Raw genomic sequence first — 20649 nt, 5'->3', positions numbered from 1 at the left:
ACTGGAGCGTTCCCGCCCGAAGACCCCAGAGGTAGTCCTTGTCTCCCATGGCCCGCACCGCGCTGCAGCCTGCAGCGACGCCACCGGAGCAGATCCGCAATTTCTGCATCATCGCCCACATCGACCACGGCAAGTCCACCCTCGCCGACCGGATGCTGCAGATCACCGGTGTCGTCGACGAGCGGGCGATGCGCGCGCAATATCTCGACCGGATGGACATCGAGCGCGAGCGCGGCATCACGATCAAGAGCCAGGCCGTGCGGATGCCGTGGGAATCCGGCGGAGAGACCTTCTGCCTCAACATGATCGACACTCCCGGGCACGTCGACTTCACCTACGAGGTGTCCCGATCGCTGGCCGCCTGCGAGGGCGCGGTGCTGCTCGTCGACGCGGCGCAGGGCATCGAGGCGCAGACCCTCGCCAACCTCTACCTGGCGATGGAGAACGACCTCACGATCATCCCGGTGCTCAACAAGATCGACCTACCGGCTGCGCAGCCGGAGAAGTATGCCGAGGAGCTGGCCGGGCTGATCGGCGGCGACCCGGCCGACTGCCTGCGCGTGTCGGGCAAGACCGGCGAAGGCGTGGAGACCCTGCTCGATGAGATCGTCAAGCAGTTCCCGGCGCCGGTCGGCAACCCGGACGCGCCCGCCCGGGCGATGATCTTCGACTCGGTCTACGACACCTATCGCGGCGTCGTCACCTATGTCCGGGTGGTCGACGGCGAGCTGACGCCGCGAGAACGCATCCAGATGATGTCGACCAAGGCCACCCACGAGCTGCTCGAGATCGGTGTCATCTCACCCGAGCCGACACCGGCCGAGGGGCTGGGCGTCGGCGAGGTCGGCTACCTCATCACCGGTGTGAAGGACGTGCGCCAGTCCCGCGTCGGTGACACGGTGACCACCCAGCGGGGCGGCGCGACCGAGGCGCTCGGCGGCTACCGCGACCCCAAGCCGATGGTCTTCTCGGGGCTCTACCCGATCGACGGCTCGGACTACCCGATCCTGCGCGACGCGCTGGACAAGCTCAAACTCAACGATGCCGCGCTGGTCTACGAGCCGGAGACCTCCGCAGCGCTCGGCTTCGGCTTCCGGGTCGGCTTCCTCGGCATGCTGCACCTGGAGATCGTGCGCGAGCGGCTCGAGCGCGAGTTCGACCTCGACCTCATCTCGACGCTGCCGTCGGTGGTCTACCAGGTGCGCCTCGACGACGGCCGCGAGGTCATCGTCACCAACCCCTCGGAGTTCCCCGAAGGCAAGATCGACTCGATCACCGAGCCGATCGTGCGCGCCACGATCCTCGCGCCGAGCGAGTTCATCGGCGCGATCATGGAGTTGTGCCAGTCGCGCCGCGGGTCGCTGCGGGGCATGGACTATCTGTCCGAGGACCGGGTCGAGATGCGCTACACGCTGCCGCTCGCCGAAATCGTCTTCGACTTCTTCGACTCCCTCAAGTCGCGCACCCGCGGTTACGCCTCGCTCGACTACGAGCCCGACGGTGAGCAGACCGCCGACCTGGTCAAGGTCGACATCCTGTTGCAGGGCGACAAGGTCGACGCGTTCAGCACGATCGTGCACCGCGAGAAGGCCTACAGCTATGGCGTGATGATGGCCGGCAAGCTCAAGGAACTCATCCCGCGGCAGCAGTTCGAGGTGCCGATCCAGGCCGCGATCGGCGCCCGGGTCATCGCCCGCGAAAACATCCGCGCGATCCGCAAGGACGTGCTCGCCAAGTGCTACGGCGGCGACATCAGCCGCAAGCGCAAGCTGCTGGAGAAGCAGAAGGAGGGCAAGAAGCGGATGAAGATGGTCGGCTCGGTCGAAGTGCCGCAGGAGGCCTTCATCGCCGCCCTGTCCCAGGATGCCCCGGAGAAGGCAAAAGCCAAGTGACACAAGGCGATTCGCGTCCGCTGGCGCGCAATCGGTCGTTCACGCGCCGGGGCGGGCGGATGCCGGCGCGCCATCACCGGGCGCTGGACGTGCACGGGCCGGCATACCTGCTCGACCTGCCCTTCGACGGCCCCGGGACCACGATCGACCCGGCATACCGGCTGGACCAGGAGCGCGAGTTCGGCCGGGTCGCACCGCTGATCGTCGAGATTGGTTCGGGGTCGGGGGACTGCGTCGTGCATGCCGCCGGTTCGCTGCCCGAGGTCGACTTCCTCGCCTTCGAGGTATGGCGGCCCGGGGCCGCCCAGACCATTGCCAAGGCGGTGCACGACGGCGTCGGCAATCTGCGCATCGCGGTGGCCGACGCCGCCCAGGCGCTGTCGATGATCACGCCAGGGACGGTGCAGGAGGTGTGGACCTTCTTCCCCGACCCGTGGCCGAAGGCCAAGCACCACAAGCGCCGGCTGGTGACGCCGGAGTTCGCGGAGCGGGTCGCGTCAATCCTCGCGCCAGGTGGGGTGTGGCGGCTCGCGACCGACTGGGCGGACTATGCGTGGGTGATGCGGGATGTCGTCTCCGGGTGTCCGTCGTTCACCAATCCGTATGCCGGTCGGGCCGCCGATCCCGTTGACGCGCAAGAGGATCCACGAGGGTGGTATGGCGGTTTCGCTCCGCGGTTCGAGCTGCGGCCGATGACGCGGTTCGAGGCGAAGGGGCTGCGCGCCGGCCGGGTGGTGCGTGATCTGGCGGTCACTCGGTCGAACTGAGGGCCGGCAAGGTTACTCACCGGTAGCATCGGTGCATGACCTCGACCCACGACCTCTACCAACGCCTCGCCGACAAGCCCTTCGGACGGCAGGCCTTTGGCCTCGGTTACATGCTGCGGGCGCCGTACTTCCGCACGGTGCGGCCGCAGGTCGTGACGATGGAGCCGCATCATGGCGTGGTGCGATTGCGCAAACGGCGCGCGGTGCAGAACCACATCGGCACGATGCACGCGATCGCCGTCGCCAATGGCATGGAGGCGGCGATGGGCCTGCTCTGCGAGGCGACGGTGCCGCGGGGAATGCGCTGGATTCCCAAGGGAATTCGGCTCGACTACCTCGCCAAGGTCACGACCGACGTGCAATGCGAAACCCGCACGACGCCCGAGCAGTGGGCGGGCGAGCCGCCGTTCCAGGTGGACGTGCAATGCCTTGCCACGCTGCCCGACGGCACGCGGGTGGTCGAGGGGTCGATCCCGGTCTGGGTGACGCGCACTTCGTCCTGATCCGCGGTTGGTTTGCTGGTGTGTCCGCGTGTGCGCACGAGCGGTGCTGCGGATCTGCGGACGCCGGGCGGGGGTGTGCTGGTGTGTCCGCGTGGGCGCACGAGCGGTGGTGCGGGTCTGCGGACGCTCGCCGTATGCCGGGGGAGGCGTCCGCGTGGGCGCACGAGCGGTGGTGCGGATCTGCGGACGCTCGCCGTATGCCGGGGGAGGCGTCCGCGTGGGCGCACGAGCGGTGCTGCGGATCTGCGGACGCCGGGCGGGGGTGTGCTGGTGTGTCCGCGTGTGCGCACGAGCGGTGGTGCGGATCTGCGGACGCACGCCGTATGCCGGGGGAGGCGTCCGCATTTGCGCACGAGTGGTGGTGCGGATCTGCGGACGCTCGCCGTATGCCGGGGGAGGCGTCCGCGTGGGCGCACGAGCGGTGGTGCGGATCTGCGGACGCTCGGCGGGGGCGGGAGCGCGCTTCGCTCAGCGGCGGCGGGCGATGGCGACGAGGTCACCGGCGACACCGCGCAATTGCCGCGGTCCGGTCCACGCCGCTCGCAACTGCCGGGCGAGGTGCAGATCAGCGATCGGCACCTGCACCAGTGCACCCGACGCGAGCGCGTCAGCCACGGCCAGCCGGCTCAGCACCGCCGGTGCCCCGCCCGAGCTGACCGCAACGCGCACCGCCGCATTGCTCGGCATCTCCAGTGCCGACCGCGCCGGGGTGCCGAGCGCGATGTCCAGCGCAACCCGAGTCCCGGACCCCTCCTCGCGAGTGATCAGGTCCGTTTCCACGAGTTCCGCGCGCGTCACGGGTGACCGGCGCCGCGCCCACGGGTGAGACGGGGCGGCCACCAGGACAAGCTCGTCGCGGGCCACGACGGTGGTGTGCACACCGGTCGGCGCGTTGGGCCCTTCGACGAAACCGAGATCGCATCGGCCCTCGAGCAGTTCCTGCACGACCTCGGCGGTGTTGCGCACGTGCACGGTCACGGCGATGTCCGGGTTCTGCTCGCGCAGCGTCGTCAGCCAGGCGGGCAGCAGGTGCTCGGCCACCGTCTGGCTCGCAGCGACCGTCAGCCGCCCGGCACCGGTGTTGGCGAGGGCGTCCGCCCCATCACGCAGCCGGGCGTAGGCGCTCAGCACCTCGCGGGCCCAGTCCACGACGAGCAGCCCGGCTCCGGTGAGGGTCGAACCGCTGGTGCTGCGCACGAGCAGCGTCGTGCCGAGGTGGCGCTCCAGTCGGCTGATCGACCGGCTAGCGTTCGGCTGCGCGACGCCAACCACGCGGGCGGCCGCGCCGAGGCTGCCGTGGTCGGCGACGGCGACCAGCAGTTCGAGCGCCACGGGCTCCGGCCAGGTCGTCATGTCCGGAGGATAGGACGGGTCAGTCGCTGACGTCGATCCCGAAGGCGGACACCATCGCCGGCAACCCATCGGCCCAGCCAGCGGCCACATTGCGCAGCTTCCACTGGTCGCCGCGCCGGTAAAGCAGGACGAGCAGCGCAGCGCGCTCGTCCTCGAAGCTCGCCTGCAGGTGAAAGCGCTCCTCGCTCGTGCCACCCAGACCCACAATCTGGGTGCGCAGGTCGCGGATCGCACCGAGGGTTGTCGCATCGTCGATCGCCACCCCGACGGCCACCGAATGCACCTGCGGCCCAAGGGAATTGGTGTCGATCTCGATCCCACCGTCCCCATCCAGGCGCACCGCGCCGTCGGGGGACGCGGGCTGGTTGTAGAAGACGAGCGAGTCGTCGCCGAGGGCCGTGCGGTTGGCGCCGAGCTCGCACGCGACCAGGTCGAGCGCGACGGCGCCGGCAGCCTCGACCCTGATCCGCAGGCCCGGCGAACTCAGCGGGGCGTTCTGCCCGCGTTGCAGCTCGAGTGCCGGTGTGGGCGTGTTCTCCGGTTCCGGGCGGGTGATGACGGTCGCGTCGTCGGGCCCCGCGGCGATCACCGTCGGCGCCTCTGGCGTCGGGGCCGCGGCGTGCGCGGCCCGCACCGGGATGCGCAGCGTGGTGACCGCGCCACCGATCGCCTCCTGCAACCCCTGCGCGAAGCGAGCCGCGCTGGCGGGTCGCTGCGCCGGGTCCTTGGCCATTGCCTCGTGGATCAAAGCGCGCAGCCGGTCACTCACCGTCGACGGCAACTCGGGCGCCGGCTGGTTCACATGCGCGAGCGCGAACCCCACGGCGGTGTCCGCGCTGAACGGCAGACACCCGGCCAGCAACTCATAACCGACCACCGCGAGGGCATAGACATCGGCCAGCGGAGTGACCTCCTGGCCCAGCGCCGCCTCCGGCGCGAGGTACTGCGGGGTGCCGAGCACCTCACCGGCCCGGGTGATCGAGCTGGAATCGCGGGCGCGGGCGATGCCGAAGTCGGTGAGCTTGGCCGTGCCGTCGCCGTCGACGACGATATTCGCCGGCTTCACGTCGCGGTGCACGATGCCCTTGACGTGCGCCGCGTGCAGCGCGAGTGCGGCCTGCGCGAGCAGGTGCACCGCGTCGGTCTCGGGCAGCGGAGCACGCTCGGCGATGATGCTCGAAAGTGGCTGTCCGTCAACGAGTTCCATCACGATGTATGCCGACCCGCCGGCCTCGCCGTAATCGTGCACCTGGGCGATATTGCCGTGGGCGAGCTGTGCTGCGTTGCGCGCCTCGGCGCGGAACCGTTCGAGGAACTGGGGGTCGCCCGCGAGACCGGGCCGCACCTGTTTGAGGGCGACCGGCCGGTCGAGGACCTCGTCGCGCGCGTGCCAGACCTCACCCATGCCGCCGACCGCGATCGGCTCGACCAGCCGATAGCGGCCGCCAATGCTGACCCCCGCCTGATGCTGCATGAGCGCGTCCTCCCTTCGTCTCGCGTGCAGCCTAGTCAGGCCGCGGCGCGTGTCGTCCGTCCTGGTGACAGACGCGTGCGGGGGACCTCGGGCTCCGCATCACCGGCGGGTTGACCCGGCCGGGTGCGGCGATGCGGCCCGGGCCGAGGGGCTGCTCGGCATGCATCGGCATACCTCTCCGTTGGATATGGGAGCGATGCGCAACTGACGGCTACCGGCGAAGGTGGCCCGGCAGCACGCTGAGTGCATGACCAGCACTGTCGCACCGCAGGCCGCATCCTCGACGCCGCCGTCCTCACAGCCCGGCGTCCGTCGATATCTGCCCGGCCTGCTGCTGGCGTGCGGGGGTGCGCTCATTGGCGTCATCGTCAATCGATTCAACGCGATTGCCTCCCCACTGCTGGTCGCGATCGTGCTCGGCGCGATCGTCGCCAATGTTGTCCGGCTGCCCGAGGCGGTGCAGCCGGGTCTGCAGTTCTCGGGCAAGAAGCTGCTGCGCCTCGGCATCGTGTTGCTCGGTCTGCAGCTGTCGGTGAGCACGGTGCTCGGTCTCGGCGCGGGGATGATCGTCACGGTCGTGGCCGTCGTCGCGATCGGCATCCTCGTGACGACGTTCATCGGGCGGGCGATGGGTCTGAGTCCCACTCAGAGTCTGCTGGTGGCCTGTGGCTTCTCGATCTGTGGCGCGGCGGCCGTGGCTGCGGCCGACGGCGTGATCGACGCCGACGAGGAGGAGGTGGCGACCTCCGTCGCGCTCGTCGTCATCTTCGGCACGCTGATGATCCCGATCGTTCCGTTCCTGGCCGGCGCCATGGGCCTGTCCAATCGCACCGCCGGGCTGTGGGCCGGAGCCTCGATCCACGAGGTCGCCCAGGTCGTCGCTGCCGGCGGCGCGATCGGTGGTGGGGCCCTCGCAGTCGCCGTGGTCGTCAAGCTCGCCCGGGTGCTGATGCTTGCACCGGTGATGGCGGTCCTCGGCTGGCAGCGCCGCCGCGAGATTACCCGTCAGGGCACTGACGCGCAGATCACCCTGCCGCCCCTCGTGCCGCTCTTCGTGCTCGGCTTCATCGCGATGGTGGCCGTGCGCAGCACCCTGCCGGTGCCGACCGCCCTGCTCGACTGGCTCAAGCAGGCGCAGACCTTCCTGCTCGCCGCCGCCATGTTCGCCCTCGGTTGCGGTGTGCGGATCGCCACGATGAAGAAGGTCGGGCCCAAGCCCTTCGTCCTGGCGCTGATCAGCACCGTCATCGTGGCCGTCGTCGGTCTCGCCGGAGTGCTGCTCGCCTCCTGACCACGATTCGCCGTTGCGGGCAGTACCCCGCAGTGTTTGGCTGACCTCATGGACTTCCGCGTGCGCGACGTGACCCGCGACGACATCGATCGCATCCTGCAGGTCCGCACCCGGTCGTTCGGGCCGGGGAGCTCTGAGGGTGCGTGGTTCGAGCATTCGATCCAGCAGACCATCGACGGGCGCTGGCTCGCCGTGGTCGACCCCGACAATCAGCTCGTCGCCTCGGCACGAGCGTGGGGGTTCCAGCAGGTGTGGGGCGGCCGGCATCTGCCGATGGGTGGTGTCGCCGGTGTGGTCGTCGATCCCCGGGTGCGCGGGCGCGGTGTCGCGTCGTTGATGATGCGGGCGCTGCTCACCCGCATGCACGAACTCGGCGATGTCGTGAGCTGCCTCTACGCCTCGGTGCCGGCGCTCTATCGGGTCGTGGGCTATGAAGCCGGTGGCGGCCTGCCGCGGATGACGTTGTCCACGAACGACTTCCATCGACTGCCGCGCGCCGACGGCACTATCCGCGAAGCCACCGTCGACGACGCCGACGTCATTGAGCGCCTGGTGCGAGAGCACCAGGCGCGCCTTCGCCAGTCCGGGCCCAAGGCGCCGCCCGCGGCCACCTGGGCGGTGCAGCTCGCCGACCCGGAGATGGCCCACTACCTCGCGGTCGAGAACGGGCGACCCGTCGGCGTCGTCGCCTACGGGCTCAAGGACGGGGTGCTGACCGTCGAGACCGTCGCCGGCCGGGACGGGCGGGTGCTCGCCGACCTGTGGGCCGTCGTCGGGTCGGGTTCCTCGACCGCCGAGACGATCGAGGCGTATGTCGACCCGCGTGACCCGATCCTGTTGCGCGTCGGCAGCAATCCAGCGACCGACCGCAAGGACTGGCAGTGGATGGCAAGGGTGGTGGACCTGCCGAATGCCGTTGCCGCACGGGGGTTTTCGGCATACGTGAATGCGACGGCGACGATCACGGTCACCGACGACGACCTGGCGCACAACACCGGCGACTGGCGGATCTCGATCGCCGACGGGGCCGGGGTGGTCGAACGCAGCGACCAACCCGGACTGCGGGTCGGGGCGCGCGGGCTGGCCGCTCTCTGGTGCGGCTGGAGTGTCCAGCGGTTGCGCGACGCCGGGCTGGCCGAGGGTGATGCTGACGAGGCCGCCCTCGACGCGATCTTCGCCTGTGCACCCTTCATGTCCGAGTACTTCTGACCGACACCCGTAGTAGAGGAATCTGGCGGCAATAGCGACCACCTGCCGAGGCGGCCGGGGTCACCACCGGCCACCGCCACCGCGGGAGTGACAATGGCAGGTATGCCGAGCGCCCTCCCCGACGGTGAGCCCGTCCCGTCCGACGGTGCGCTGCCCGTTGACGCGCTGAAAGCGTTGCGGGACAAGCCATTCGGCGCCTACCTGCACGTGCCGTTCTGCCGGGTGCGCTGCGGCTACTGCGATTTCAACACCTACACGCTCGGCGAGCTCGGCCCGGGAGCCGGCATCACGTCATACGCCGCGACGCTCGAGCGCGAGGTGGAGCTCGCGGCCCAGGTGCTCGGCGAGCCCCCCGAGATCGAGACGGTCTTCGTCGGCGGCGGCACGCCGACGATGCTCGACGCGCACGATCTGGTGCGGATGCTCGACGCGCTGCGCCGCACCTTCGGCCTGGCGGACGGCGCGGAGGTGACCACCGAGGCCAACCCCGACTCCGTGACGACCGAGTCGCTCGCCGTGCTGCGCGACGGTGGCTTCACCCGGGTCAGCCTCGGCATGCAGTCGGCAGTGCCGCACGTGCTGAAAACCCTTGAGCGGACTCACGATCCGGCCAATGTGGGACGCGTGGTGCAAGCGGCCCGCGAGCTGAACCTGCAGGTGAGCCTGGACCTCATCTACGGCACGCCAGGGGAGTCGCTGCAGGACTGGCGGAGGTCCTTGGAGGCCGCGATCGCGCTCGCACCCGGCCACATCAGTGCCTACGCGCTCGTCGTCGAGGAGGGCACCAAGCTGGCTGCCCAGGTGCGGCGCGGCGACGTCGAGATGCCGGACGATGACGATGAGGCGGACAAATACGAGCTCGCGGATTCGCTTCTGGCACAAGCGGGTTACCGCTGGTACGAGATCTCCAACTGGGCCGCCGAGCCCGACCTGCGCTGCCGGCACAACGACCTCTACTGGTCGGACGCCAACTGGTGGGGCTTCGGCCCGGGCGCGCACAGCCATATCGGCGGCGTTCGGTGGTGGAATGTCAAACACCCCCGCGCGTATGCCGATCGCCTGGCAGCAGGACGCTCGCCGGGCGCCGGACGAGAGTTGCTCACGCCGGCCCAGCGCTCCGACGAGCGTGTCCTGTTGGGCATCCGCCGCGCTGAGGGCCTGCCGATCGCAGTCCTGGCGCCGGGTGCCCGATCCGCCATCGCCGGCCTCATCGCCGACGGGCTGATCGATGGGCCGGCCGCGTTGCGTGAGCACCGGGTGGTCCTCACGCAACGCGGCCGGTTGCTGGCCGATACGGTCGTTCACCGACTTATCGGCTGAGCATGCACGAGTTGCCGCGGCCGAGCCGAAGTCGAGTCGCGGCAACCCGTGAGTTCGGGTCAGACGACCTTGGGGGCCGCCAGACCGAGCGCGGACAGCAGGTTGTTGAGCAGCCCGGTGATCCCGCTGAGCGGGCCACCGCCGTCGAGCAGACCGGCCACGGCGCACAGCAGGTTGCCGAGGAGGTTGCCGGCACCCGGCACAGCGGTGACGTTGAGGTTCACCGGCGCCAGGTCGATCACCAGACCGAGCAGGTCGAGGTGCAGCGGGCCCAGGTTGAGGGTGAGCACGTTGCAGCCCTTGGCGGCGGCCGGAGCAGCCGCGCCCGTCGCCGCAGCCGGAGCCGCAGCGGCGTTCGGCACCGACGCCTTCAGCGGCGCGGTGAAGGTCGTGCCGCCGGCGGGCAGGCCGGTGCCGGTGATGGTGCCGGTCACCATGAGCACGCCGTTCTGGGTGAAGGCGCGCAGGTTGCTGATCGCACCGCTGAAGGTCGAGCCGTCAGCGAAGGTGCCGGTCACCGGAACGCTGGTGACACCAGCGGTCGGTCGCGCAGAGGTCGTCTGCTGCGACCCGCCTGCTGCTGCCATCGCGGGACCGGCGGTAGCGGTACCAAGAGCGGCCGCGGCGATGACTGCGACGGCGGCAGTGCGTAGGCGAAGGGAAGACCCGTTCATCGGATGCTTCTCTCAATCTCCCCGAGAGTTTGAATGAAGACGTGCATCACCGTAAGGGTGGATGGGGACTCCACAGAGCGAAACGAAGTTCACCCTTTAGGGTGTTTCTTATCTACCGTTCCGTTAGTTAGCAGATCGAGTCCGAAGTCGAGGCAGCGCACGCTGTGCGTAAGGGCACCGACGGAGATCACGTCCGGTCCCGCATCGGCGAGGGCGCGCACCGATGCCTCGGTGACTCCGCCGGACACCTCGGTCACGACGCGCGCCGGATGCTGCCTGACGCGCCGCACTCCCTCGGCCACCTGGGCGGGTGACATGTTGTCGAGCAGGATGGCGTGCACGACCTGGGGCAGCCCATCAGCGAGACGCGCAGCGTCGAAGGCGAGCACCTGCTCAAGTTGTTCGAGCGTGTCTACTTCGATCTCGACGCGCACCAGATGGCTGGTGTGATTCGCGAGTCGTTGCAGCACCGGGCCGAGGCCGCCGCCGAGCCCAATGTGGTTGTCCTTCACCAGAATTGCGTCATGCAGGCCAAAGCGGTGGTTGATGCCGCCGCCGTCAGCCACGGCGCGCTTCTCCAGTGCACGCAGGCCCGGCGTCGTCTTGCGCGTGTCGGCGATGCGGGCCTTGGTGCCGTCGACCAGAGCAACCATCTCGGCGGTCCGGGTGGCGATCCCGGACAGATGACCCAGCAGGTTCAGGGCCGTTCGTTCGCCGGTCAGGATCGACCGGGCCGAGCCGCTGAACTCGCCCACGACGTCTCCGGGCGTGAGCTTGTCACCGTCGCGCCGATGCCAGGTGACGGTGACCTCCGGGTCGACCTGCGCGAAGGTTGCGTCTGCGCAGGTGGTCCCGGACAGCACGCCCGCCTCCCGCGCCATGACGTATGCCGTGCCGGTCGCCTCGGCAGGGACCGTCACCATGGTGGTGAGATCGCCGACCAGGCCAAGATCCTCGGCGAGCGCGGTCCGGACAACCCGGTCCATCTCGGTGTTCATGCCGAAACCTCCTGTGGCGCAAGCTCATCGGTGCGCCGGTGCGCACCGACCGACTGTGGGTGCTCGAGAGCGGACTGGGCGATCAGGTGGGCCACGAAGGCCGCATCGTCGGTGGCGGCCAGCGGAGCGAGGGTGTCGACCGCGCGGAGCAATCCACGTCGATCGCGCAACACCCCGCAGTGCTCGTCGAGCGTGGTGCGCACCAGGTCGAGCACCAGGGGGTCGGTCGCGGTCGGCCGCACGTCGAGCAACGGGTGAACACCGGGTCGTGGTGTCCATGCTGCCGCGTCGCGTGCCGCGGCCCGCCCGGTGACCACGGCCTCGAGCAGCGAATTGGAGGCGAGGCGATTGGCGCCGTGCAAACCGGTGCGGGCGCACTCACCGACTGCCCACAAACCCGAAACCGTTGTGCGACAACGATGATCGACCCGCAAGCCACCCATCGCATAGTGCACCGCCGGGCGAATCGGCAGGTGCTCTCGGGCGACGTCGAGGCCGTGACGACGGCACAGGTCAGCCACCGCGGTGAACCGGTGCAGGACGTCCGGCACGTGCGTGGCGTCCAAGGTGACTCGGCGCTGGAGGGTGAGCTCACGCCATACGGCCGCGGCGACGACGTCTCGCGGCTGGAGCTCGTCGACGAACCGCTGACCGTCCGACAACAGCACTGCGCCCGCGCCCCGGAGCGCCTCGGTCACCAGCGGCATCGGGTCGGCCCCGACGTCGAGCGCGGTCGGGTGGAACTGCACCAGGTGCAGGTCGGCGACCTTCGCACCCAGCCGGGCGCCGAGGGCCACGCCCTGACCGAGGGCGCTGGTCGGGTTGGTCGTATGGGCGAACAGGCCGCCGAGGCCGCCCGTGGCCAGCACCACCCGATCGGTGTCGATCGTGTGCTCACCCTCCGCGGTCGCGATGACCACTCCGGTGATGCGCATTCCGTTGTGGCACAGGCGAATCGCCCGGCCATGGACCACCTGGATGTCGGACCTGGCGGCCACGGCACGGGCGACGGCCGACGTGACCGCCGCGCCGCTGCGGTCCGCGGCGTGGGCGATGCGGTGCCGGCTGTGACCGCCCTCGAGCCCGAGGTGGAAGTCGCCGGTCGCGGTGCGGTCGAAGGGTGCGCCAAGGGCGGCGAGCGAGTGGACGACGTCTGGCGCGGCAGCGGTGATCCGGTCAATGGTGTCGCGGTCGCCGACGAAAGCGCCGGCGCGCCAGGTGTCGGCGGCGTGCAGGACGGGGGAGTCATCCGGCCCGAGCGCAGCCGCGACCCCTCCTTGCGCCCACATGCTGGCGGCACCTTCGGTGAGCGGCCCCGGGGTCACCAGGACGCAATCACCGAGTTCGAGCGCGGCGCTGAGTCCGGCGAGACCAGAACCGACGACGACGGGACGGTCCATCACTTCGGGTCCATCGGGACGGCGAGCATCCGCTCGATCGCGCGCCGGGCGCCCGCGGCGAGAGCGGGGTCGACGGTGATCTCGTGCGTGCCGGTCTCCAGCGCAGTTCGTATGGCGCGCAAGGTGTTTCGCTTCATGTGCGGGCAGAGGTTGCACGGCCGCACGAAGTCGATGTCAGGGTGGTCGGCGGCCACGTTGTCGCTCATCGAGCACTCGGTGATGAGCGCGACCCGGCTGGGACGCTCGCGGTCGACATACGCCTGCATGTCAGCGGTCGAGCCGGCGTAGTCGGCCTCGGCGACCACCTCGGGCGGGCACTCGGGGTGAGCCAACACGGTGACGCCGGGGTTGTCGTGGCGGATCTGGACGATGTCGAGCGGAGTGAAGCGTTCGTGCACCTCACAGGCACCGGGGTGGGTGATGACCTCGACGCCGGTCCGAGCCGCGATATTCCGGGCGAGATATTGGTCAGGGATCATGATCACCTTGTCGGTGCCGAGCGACTCGATCACCTGGACGGCATTGCCGCTGGTGCAGGTGATGTCGCTGGCGGCCTTCACCTCGGCCGAGGTGTTGACATAGGTGACGACGGGCACGCCGGGGTGGGCCTCGCGCAGGGCCGCCACGTCGCTTGCCGTGATGGACTCGGCGAGCGAGCAGCCGGAGCGCAGGTCGGGCAGCAGCACCCGCTTGGCCGGGTTCAGCACCTTTGCCGTCTCGGCCATGAAGTGGACGCCGGCCAGCACGATGGTGTCGGCGTCGACCCGCTGCGCCTCGCGGGCGAGAGCGAGGGAGTCACCGCGGATATCGGCCACACCCAGGAACACCTCGGGCGTCATGTAGTTGTGCGCGAGGATCACCGCATTGTGCTCGACCTTGAGTCGCTCGATCGCCTCGATGTCCTCGGCGAAGGTCGCCCATTCGACCTGGGGGATCACGTGCTTCACGTCGTCGTAGGTGATGGTCATCGCTCCGCCTCTCGCCGGAAATACTCACTGTGAGCATTTGCTAGAAGTGAGCATAACACTCGAGAGGCGGTGCGTGTCTGGGGGTTTGCGTCCGCGGCTGCGGAGCAATGGTGGTGCGGATCTGCGGACGCAGGCGGTATGCCGGGGGAGGCGTCCGCATGGGCGCACGAGCGGTGGCGCGGATCTGCGGACGCAGGCGGTGCGCGCCTGGGGCCTCGCGTCCGCGGTTGCGGAGCAATGGTGGTGCGGATCTGCGGACGCAGGCGGTATGCCGGGGGAGGCGTCCGCATGGGCGCACGAATGGTGGTGCGGATCTGCGGACGCAGGCGGTATGCCGGGGGATGCGTCCGCATGGGCGCACGAATGGTGGTGCGGATCTGCGGACGCACGCCGTATGCCGAGGCGTTGTGCCGGCGTGCTCGTCAGCGGGAGCGGGGGATGGGCAGCTTGGTGCCGGCCTGTTCGCGCTCGGTCAGCACGTCACCACGGAAGCGATAAAGGCGCGCAGGGCGTCCCCCGGTCGCGTGCGTCATTTCACCAGTGGGTTCGACCAGGGCGTGCTGTTGCTCGACCGCGCGGCGGAAGTTCTGCTTGTGCACGCCCTGCCCGGCGAGGGTCTCGACCACCTGCTGCAGGCGCCCGAGCGTGAAGGTCTCCGGCAAGAGCTCGAAGACCACCGGCCGATACTGCAGCTTGCTGCGCACCCGCGACAGCCCGGTGGCGAGGATGCGCCGGTGATCAAGTGCCATCGCCGCACCCGAAAGCTCGGAAACGTCTGCGGCTGAAGGGGATTCACCGACCAGCCCGGCCTCCCACAACAGTTCGTAGCGCTGGAGGGCGAGCTCGGGCCGCCATACCTCTCCGTCGACGCCAAAGAGGTGGGCGACCCGCTCACGCCGCACTCCGCTGCGCGCCCAGCGCCGCAACCGGGCGAGGACCGCATCGGCCGACGACGCGTCGGTGCGGCGGTCCTCCCAGGGCAACAGCCGGTAGACGTTCTGCCAACCGTCGTCGAGCGCCGCCCGGGTGAGGCCGAGATAGGAGATCGAGACCATCCGCTCGCCCGCGGCCTGCCGGTCGAGGTCGGCGAAGGTGTAGAGCTGTTCGACGAATCCCAGCCGGTGGCCGGTCTGCTCCTGGGCGAACGCGCGCACCCCCGCCTGCAGCGAGTGGTGGTCGGTGCGCAGCGGACCGGACGGCAGGTGCAGCGGCGAGCCGGCGGCGAGCACCCCGAGCCGGTCGCCGTCGGCGGTGAGCACCACGGCGACGAGTTCGGCGCGCACCCCGGCGAGCGTCATACCGGCTCCGTGACGAAGTCGATGAGTTCTTCGACGCGGCCGAGCAGCTCCGGCCGCAGGTCGGTGAAGGTGCGCACGCTGCCGAGGATCCGCTTCCAGCCCTGGGCGACATCGGCCTGGGTGGCGTGCGGCCAGCCGAGCTCGGCCAGGATGCCGTGCTTCCACGACATGCCGCGCGGGATGACCGGCCATTCGGTCCAGCCGAGCAGGCGCGGCTGCACGCCCTGCCACACGTCGACAAAGGGGTGGCCGACGATCAGCACGTGCTCGCGCGCCTCGGGTACGGCCCGCGCTGCCTGGACGATGCGGTCCTCCTTGCTGCCGGGCACGAGGTGGTCGACCAGCACGCCCATCCGCCGCTGCGGACCCGGCCGGAAGTCGCGGATCACCGCGCCCAGGTCGTCGACGCCGTCGAGCATTTCGACCACCACGCCTTCGACCCGCAGGTCGTCGCCCCAGATCTTCTCGACGAGTTCGGCATCGTGGCGGCCCTCGACGAAGATCCGCGAACCCAGCGCCACCCGCGCGGGCGCGGCCGCCACGGCACGCGAGCCACTCGCGGTGCGCGTCGGCGTGGCCGGCGCCGGCGCGGCCTTCGGCGCGACGAGCACGACAGGCTGCCCGTCGAGGAGGAAACCCGGACCCAGCGGGAACGCCTTGGTTTTTCCGCGGCGGTCTTCGAGGTGGACCACATGCAGCCCACCGGCCTTCTCGACCGTCACGACCGCGCCGCACCACCCAGTCTGGACGTCCTCGACCACCAGCCCGCGCTCGGCCGTCACCTCGCGCGAGCGACCCCGCGGCGGCGCCTTCCAGTCGCCGGCGAGCACGTCAGTTCCGTAGCGATCGTTCACGTCCGCAGGGTATGCCGACCGCGCTCGCCTGCCGTGGCGCCGCGCGAGTGTCCGGCAAGTCCGGGGGCCGGGCGCCCCGAAGGGTGGTGCACCCGGCGGCGGACAGCGGGACCGGAGCGCGGGCACGTAAGATTGGCACTCGGCATACGTGAGTGCCAGTGCAGGCCAGCGGAAGGAGGATGCGATGAGTGACGAGCGACGGCTCGAGGTGCTGCGTGCGATCGTGCAGGACTATGTCGCGACCTCCGAGCCGGTCGGGTCCAAGGCCCTGCTCGAGCGGCACGCGCTCGGGGTGAGCGCGGCGACGGTGCGCAACGACATGGCGGTGCTGGAGGAGCAGGGGCTGATCAGCGCCCCGCACACCTCCGCCGGCCGGATCCCGACCGACGCGGGCTACCGGCTCTTCGTGGACCAGATCCACCAACTCAAGCCGCTGTCGCGCAGCGAACGCACCGCCATCCGCACCTTCCTGGAGGAGGCGGTCGACCTCGACGACGTCGTCGACCGGACCGTCCGGCTGCTCTCCTCGCTGACGCACCAGGTCGCGGTGATGCAGTACCCCTCGATCAACGCGGCGACCGTGCGGCACCTGGAGCTGGTGTCGCTCAGCCCGGACCGGCTCACGCTGGTGATGATCCTGTCCACCGGGCGGGTCGACCAGCGGGTGTTGCGGCTGGAACACGAGGCGGACGCGCTGCACGACGCCAAGCGGCACCTCAACGAGCAGGCGGTGGGCCGCACCCAGGCCGCGGCGGCCGAATCGCTCGCGTCGTGGGTCAGCGCGCATGAGCAGGTGGCGGACGCCACGACGGTGCGGGTCCTGGCTGCCGTGGCGCTCGTTCTCGCCGAGGAACGCGAGGAGCGGGTGGCGCTTGCGGGCACAGCTCATCTGGCACGATCCGGCGCGGACTTCCCGATCGGCCCGGTGCTCGATGCCTTGGAAGAACATGTGGTGCTGCTGCGTTTGCTCGGAGAGATGACCGCCGAGGACCGTGAGACGGTGGCGGTCCGGATCGGAGGAGAGAACACCGTGGAGGGGCTGCGCACCGCCTCGGTGATCAGCACCACCTACTCCGCCGGATCGGCTGGCGGGCTCGGCGTGCTCGGCCCGACGCGGATGGATTATCCGACGACGATGGCCGCGGTGCGTGCCGTCGCTCGCTATGTCTCGCAGATCCTCGACCAGTAGCCCTCGGTTGGAATCGCTAGGAAAAGGACTTTCGTGAACGACTACTACGCCGACCTTGGCGTGTCCCAGGACGCAACGCCTGAGGAGATCAAGCGGGCCTACCGCCGGATGGCGCGCAAGCTGCACCCGGATGTCAACCCCGGCCCGGACGCCGAGGCGCAGTTCAAGAAGGTCGCGCAGGCTTACGAGGTGCTGAGCGACCCGGCCAAGAAGCAGGCCTACGACATGGGCTCGGATCCCTTCGGCGGGCAGGCGGCGGGCTTCGGCCAGGGCTTCACCTTCACCGACATCATGGACGCCTTCTTCGGCGGCCAGGCGGCCGGCCAGAGCGGCCCGCGCTCGCGGGTGCAGCGCGGTCAGGACGCGCTGCTGCCGCTCGAGGTCGACCTGGCCACCGCGGTCTTCGGCTCCAACGAGGAACTCACCTTCGACTCGGCGGTCGTGTGCGAGACCTGTCACGGCGACGGCACCCGGCCCGGCACCGGACGGCGCACCTGTGCGGTCTGCCACGGCACCGGCAGCGTGCAGCAGGTGCAGCGTTCCTTCCTCGGTCAGGTGATGACGAGCCGGCCGTGCGCGTCCTGCCGCGGTTTCGGTGAGGTCATCGAGAGCCCGTGCTTCGACTGCTCGGGGGAGGGGCGTCGGCGCGAGCGCCGCACCCTCACGATCAAGGTGCCTGCCGGCGTCGACACCGGCACCCGCATCCAGCTGGCCGGCGAGGGCGAGGTCGGCCCCGGTGGCGGCCCGGCCGGTGACCTGTATGTCGAGATCCGGATGCGCAAGCACCCGACCTTCCAGCGCCAGGGTGACGATCTGCACTGCTCGGTCGAACTGCCGATGACCGCGGCCGCGCTCGGCACCTCGCTGCCGCTGGAGACCTTCGACGGCGAGCGAGCGGTCGAGGTCTCGCCCGGCACCCAGGCCGGTGATGTCATCACCCTCAAGGGCCTCGGCGTCACCCACCTGCGCACGAATATCCGCGGTGACCTGCACGTGCACGCCAATGTCCGCACGCCCACCCGGCTGGACCCCCAGCAGGAGGAGCTGCTGCGCCAGCTGGCGTCGGTGCGTGGCGAGGAGCGGCCGCAGGCGCGGTTCGACCGGGTCGAGAAGGGGCTCTTCGGCAAGCTACGCGGCGCGTTCAACCCCAAATAACAACACCCGTAGTAAAGGATTTCGGCGGCTATCGCCGCCGCCCCGAGGTAGGTCGGCGGGCCTCGTGCACCACCGCAATGACGCGTGTCGTCATACCTCGACCGTATGCCGGGGTGCCGCGCGCGGCGACTTGATTTCGAGCGGTCAGCTCCCGCTTGCCGCCGAATCCGGCTGAGCCGCAACGCGATCGAAGAACTCGCGGCCAGCGTCGGTCACCACGAGTTCGCGCCGTCGTGGGCCGTCGACCAGCCATCCTGCCCCGCGGGCGCTCGTCAGCAGGGCAGCGCCGAGGCCGCCGCCGAGGTGGTGGCACTGCTCGGTCCAGTCCATGCAGAAGCGCAGCGTCGGCCGGCCGGCCGCCTCGACCGAGCGGAGGTCGACGCCCCACGCCGCCAGGCCGTCCGCCGCCTTTGACCCGAGCGCATAGGGCCGGTCGGGCAGCGGCGCGGACAACGGATCTGCCGGTCGCCGGGCGATCCCCGCGTGCCCGACGGGGACCAGCACGCCGTCGGCGACGAGGGCGCGCATGATCGCCACGCCCAACCGGCCGGCGATGTGGTCATAGCAACTGCGGGCGGTGCGGAGCCGGTTGGCGCGCGTGCCGTCCCGCAGCGAGGTGATCGGCGGCAGGTCGGTCATCGCCGCGAGATCCTCGATCACCCGGGCCGCCCGCTCGTCGGCCAGCCGGTAGAACCGGTGCCGTCCACTGGACTCGACCGCGAGCAGGTGCGCCTCGACCAGCCGGCCCAGGTGACTACTCGCGGTCGCCGGCGTCACGCCCGCCTCCGCGGCCAACCGGGAGGCTGGCAGCGACCGCCCGTCGATCAGCGCGACCAGCATCCGAGCGCGCGCCCGGTCGGCGAAGAGGGCCGCGACCGAGGCCACTTGTGCATCCCACATGCCTTCATCTTCGTCGCCGCACATTTCGATCGGGACCGAACGGTGCGGCCACCAGTCTCGGGGGTATGCCGAAGCCACGCCCCGTGCTCGTCGTCCTGTGCGCGGCCATGTTCCTCGTGCTGCTCGACGTCTCGATCGTCAATGTCGCGCTGCCCACCATCGCCCGCGACCTGGGCGGCGGCACCTCCGCCGCCCAGGTTGTGGTCGACGGTTACACCGTGCCGTTGGCCGCGCTGATGCTCTTCGGCGGCATGCTGAGCGACCGATGCGGCCCGCGGCGGCTCTTCCTCGGCGGCCTGCTCGTCTTCGGGCTGGCCTCGCTGATCTGCGCGGTCGCGCCGAATCTCGGTGCGCTGCTCGCCGGCCGCATCCTGCAAGGCGCCGGTGCTGCCGCGATGCTGCCGGCCAGCTTGGCCTGCCTGAGCGCGCAATGGCCGGCCGGCCCGGACCGGACCCGAGCCCTGGCCGCGTGGTCGGGCATCTCGGCGCTGGCCGTCGCCGTCGGACCGCTGATCGGCGGCGTGCTCGTCGGCGGCTGGAGCTGGCGGGCGATTTTTCTCGTCAACCTGCCGGTCGTCGCGACCGCCGCGTTGCTCGGCGGCCGGGCAATCCGGCATACGGCCGGGCGACAGCGCGCGCTCGACGGGCCCGGAGCGGCCCTGTCGGTGCTCACCCTGGCGAGCCTGATCGGGGCCGTGATCGCTGTCGGCACAAGGGAATTCGCGCTCAGCCTGCTGCTCGCGGTCCTCGCCTGCGCGACCGGTGCGCTGCTGGTCGGCTGGGAGCGCCGGACCTCCGCTCCAATGGCCGACCCAGCCGTATGGCGGCGTCCGGACTTGCGTCGCGCCGTCGCCTCGGCGGGGGTCATGAACGCCGTCGGCAATGGCACGGTGCTCGTCGTGACGCTCTTCCTGCAAGGGCAACGTCACCTCGGCCCGCAACTCGCCGGCCTCGCGGTGGCGCCGCTCTTCGCTCCGCTGGCGGTTGCGCCCCTCCTGGCGGGAGGGCGGCTGGGACACCGACCCCCTCGCCAGGTGGCGCGGTGGGCCTTCCTCGCCGGCGCGCTGGGACTGGTCACGCTGGCACCCGCTGGACCCGGCACGGCATACGGCTTGATGCTGCCGGGCCTCGTCGTGGTCGGCGCGGCCCTCGGCCTGCTGGTCGCCCCGCTCACCGCGATGACCCTGGCGGCCGTGCCAGAAGCGCCCGGCCTCGCCGGCGGATTGGCGAATGTCTCCCGGCAGGTGGGCACCTCGCTCGGCGTTGCCGGTTTCGGCGTCGTCTACCAGGTGGCCGGCCTCGGGTGGTGCTTCGGCATCGGTGCCCTGTTGTGGCTGCTCACCGCCGCGGGGCTGAGGATTCCCGCGGAATCGAAGGTGAAGCCCGTCGGTGCCCGCCCGTAGA

18 protein-coding genes are annotated in these 20649 nt (G+C 70.3%); 9 read left to right on the top strand and 9 right to left on the bottom strand.

From position 1 onward, the window contains the following. Positions 1-47 precede the first annotated feature (47 nt). The 3 genes from lepA to G9U51_RS00220 are packed head-to-tail and all read left to right on the top strand — an operon-like array spanning position 48 to position 3162. On the top strand, positions 48-1892 hold the full coding sequence (lepA, locus tag G9U51_RS00230) for a translation elongation factor 4 (protein ID WP_166191504.1): 1845 nt from the start codon (positions 48-50) through the stop codon (positions 1890-1892). 59 nt (positions 1893-1951) lie between these two features. Further along, the gene (gene trmB, locus G9U51_RS00225) at positions 1952-2659 is read left to right on the top strand and encodes a tRNA (guanosine(46)-N7)-methyltransferase TrmB (protein ID WP_166191501.1); all 708 of its coding nucleotides are present in this window, start codon (positions 1952-1954) and stop codon (positions 2657-2659) included. A 35-nt stretch (positions 2660-2694) separates the two neighbouring features. Continuing rightward, positions 2695-3162: a hotdog fold domain-containing protein gene (locus G9U51_RS00220; RefSeq protein ID WP_166191498.1), complete on the top strand. Its 468-nt coding sequence runs from the start codon at positions 2695-2697 to the stop codon at positions 3160-3162. 468 nt (positions 3163-3630) lie between these two features. Here the strand turns inward: G9U51_RS00220 and G9U51_RS00215 are convergent, their stop codons facing one another. Together G9U51_RS00215 and G9U51_RS00210 are read right to left on the bottom strand one after the other, a co-directional pair. Continuing rightward, positions 3631-4515 carry a LysR family transcriptional regulator gene (locus tag G9U51_RS00215; RefSeq protein ID WP_166191495.1) on the bottom strand — a complete coding sequence of 295 codons (885 nt, stop codon included), beginning with the start codon at positions 4513-4515 and terminating at the stop codon, positions 3631-3633. A gap of 19 nt (positions 4516-4534) precedes the next feature. Further along, a complete protein-coding gene (locus G9U51_RS00210; RefSeq protein ID WP_166191492.1) occupies positions 4535-5989 on the bottom strand; it encodes a protein kinase domain-containing protein in 1455 nt (484 codons plus the stop codon). A 247-nt stretch (positions 5990-6236) separates the two neighbouring features. Here G9U51_RS00210 and G9U51_RS00205 point away from each other — a divergent pair, with 247 nt between their 5' ends. The 3 genes from G9U51_RS00205 to hemW all read left to right on the top strand — a co-directional run bounded on the left by G9U51_RS00205 (position 6237) and on the right by hemW (position 9809). Then, positions 6237-7280 carry a YeiH family protein gene (locus tag G9U51_RS00205; RefSeq protein WP_166191489.1) on the top strand — a complete coding sequence of 348 codons (1044 nt, stop codon included), beginning with the start codon at positions 6237-6239 and terminating at the stop codon, positions 7278-7280. 36 nt (positions 7281-7316) lie between these two features. Continuing rightward, entirely contained in the window at positions 7317-8489 is a 1173-nt protein-coding gene (locus G9U51_RS00200) for a GNAT family N-acetyltransferase (RefSeq protein ID WP_166191486.1), read from the top strand. A gap of 102 nt (positions 8490-8591) precedes the next feature. Beyond that, a complete protein-coding gene (hemW, locus tag G9U51_RS00195) occupies positions 8592-9809 on the top strand; it encodes a radical SAM family heme chaperone HemW (protein WP_166191483.1) in 1218 nt (405 codons plus the stop codon). A 59-nt stretch (positions 9810-9868) separates the two neighbouring features. On the opposite strand, the gene G9U51_RS00190 is transcribed toward hemW, so the two are convergent. The 6 genes from G9U51_RS00190 to G9U51_RS00165 form a co-directional block, all read right to left on the bottom strand. Beyond that, complete coding sequence (locus tag G9U51_RS00190) at positions 9869-10396, bottom strand: hypothetical protein (RefSeq protein ID WP_166191480.1); 528 nt, start codon at positions 10394-10396, stop codon at positions 9869-9871. Positions 10397-10572: 176 nt separating this feature from the next. Further along, positions 10573-11481 carry a carboxylating nicotinate-nucleotide diphosphorylase gene (gene nadC / locus G9U51_RS00185; protein ID WP_166191477.1) on the bottom strand — a complete coding sequence of 303 codons (909 nt, stop codon included), beginning with the start codon at positions 11479-11481 and terminating at the stop codon, positions 10573-10575. Then, complete coding sequence (locus G9U51_RS00180) at positions 11478-12881, bottom strand: L-aspartate oxidase (RefSeq protein ID WP_166191474.1); 1404 nt, start codon at positions 12879-12881, stop codon at positions 11478-11480. The genes nadC and G9U51_RS00180 overlap by 4 nt, the downstream gene beginning before the upstream one ends. Further along, positions 12881-13849 carry a quinolinate synthase NadA gene (gene nadA / locus G9U51_RS00175; protein WP_166191471.1) on the bottom strand — a complete coding sequence of 323 codons (969 nt, stop codon included), beginning with the start codon at positions 13847-13849 and terminating at the stop codon, positions 12881-12883. Before nadA ends, G9U51_RS00180 begins: the two co-directional genes overlap by 1 nt. Before the next feature lie 422 nt (positions 13850-14271). Beyond that, positions 14272-15147, bottom strand: a complete 876-nt coding sequence (locus G9U51_RS00170) for an NUDIX hydrolase (RefSeq protein ID WP_166191468.1) — start codon at positions 15145-15147, stop codon at positions 14272-14274. Further along, positions 15144-16001, bottom strand: coding sequence for a DUF3097 family protein (locus G9U51_RS00165; protein WP_166191465.1), 858 nt, complete (start codon positions 15999-16001; stop codon positions 15144-15146). Before G9U51_RS00165 ends, G9U51_RS00170 begins: the two co-directional genes overlap by 4 nt. Before the next feature lie 184 nt (positions 16002-16185). Between G9U51_RS00165 and hrcA the strand changes: the two genes are divergently transcribed. Beyond that, a complete protein-coding gene (gene hrcA, locus G9U51_RS00160) occupies positions 16186-17190 on the top strand; it encodes a heat-inducible transcriptional repressor HrcA (RefSeq protein WP_166191462.1) in 1005 nt (334 codons plus the stop codon). 33 nt (positions 17191-17223) lie between these two features. Next, a complete protein-coding gene (gene dnaJ / locus G9U51_RS00155) occupies positions 17224-18345 on the top strand; it encodes a molecular chaperone DnaJ (RefSeq protein ID WP_166191459.1) in 1122 nt (373 codons plus the stop codon). Positions 18346-18489: 144 nt separating this feature from the next. On the opposite strand, the gene G9U51_RS00150 is transcribed toward dnaJ, so the two are convergent. Beyond that, complete coding sequence (locus G9U51_RS00150; protein ID WP_166191456.1) at positions 18490-19245, bottom strand: ArsR/SmtB family transcription factor; 756 nt, start codon at positions 19243-19245, stop codon at positions 18490-18492. Between the two features lie 65 nt (positions 19246-19310). Between G9U51_RS00150 and G9U51_RS00145 the strand changes: the two genes are divergently transcribed. Next, positions 19311-20648 carry an MFS transporter gene (locus G9U51_RS00145; RefSeq protein ID WP_166191453.1) on the top strand — a complete coding sequence of 446 codons (1338 nt, stop codon included), beginning with the start codon at positions 19311-19313 and terminating at the stop codon, positions 20646-20648. Position 20649: the final 1 nt, after the last annotated feature.

It is taken from the genome of Metallococcus carri, assembly GCF_011440275.1.
Taxonomy (GTDB): domain Bacteria; phylum Actinomycetota; class Actinomycetes; order Actinomycetales; family Dermatophilaceae; genus Metallococcus; species Metallococcus carri.
The sequence above is the reverse complement of the archived record's forward strand: the minus strand, read 5'-3'. Positions and strand labels throughout refer to the sequence as shown.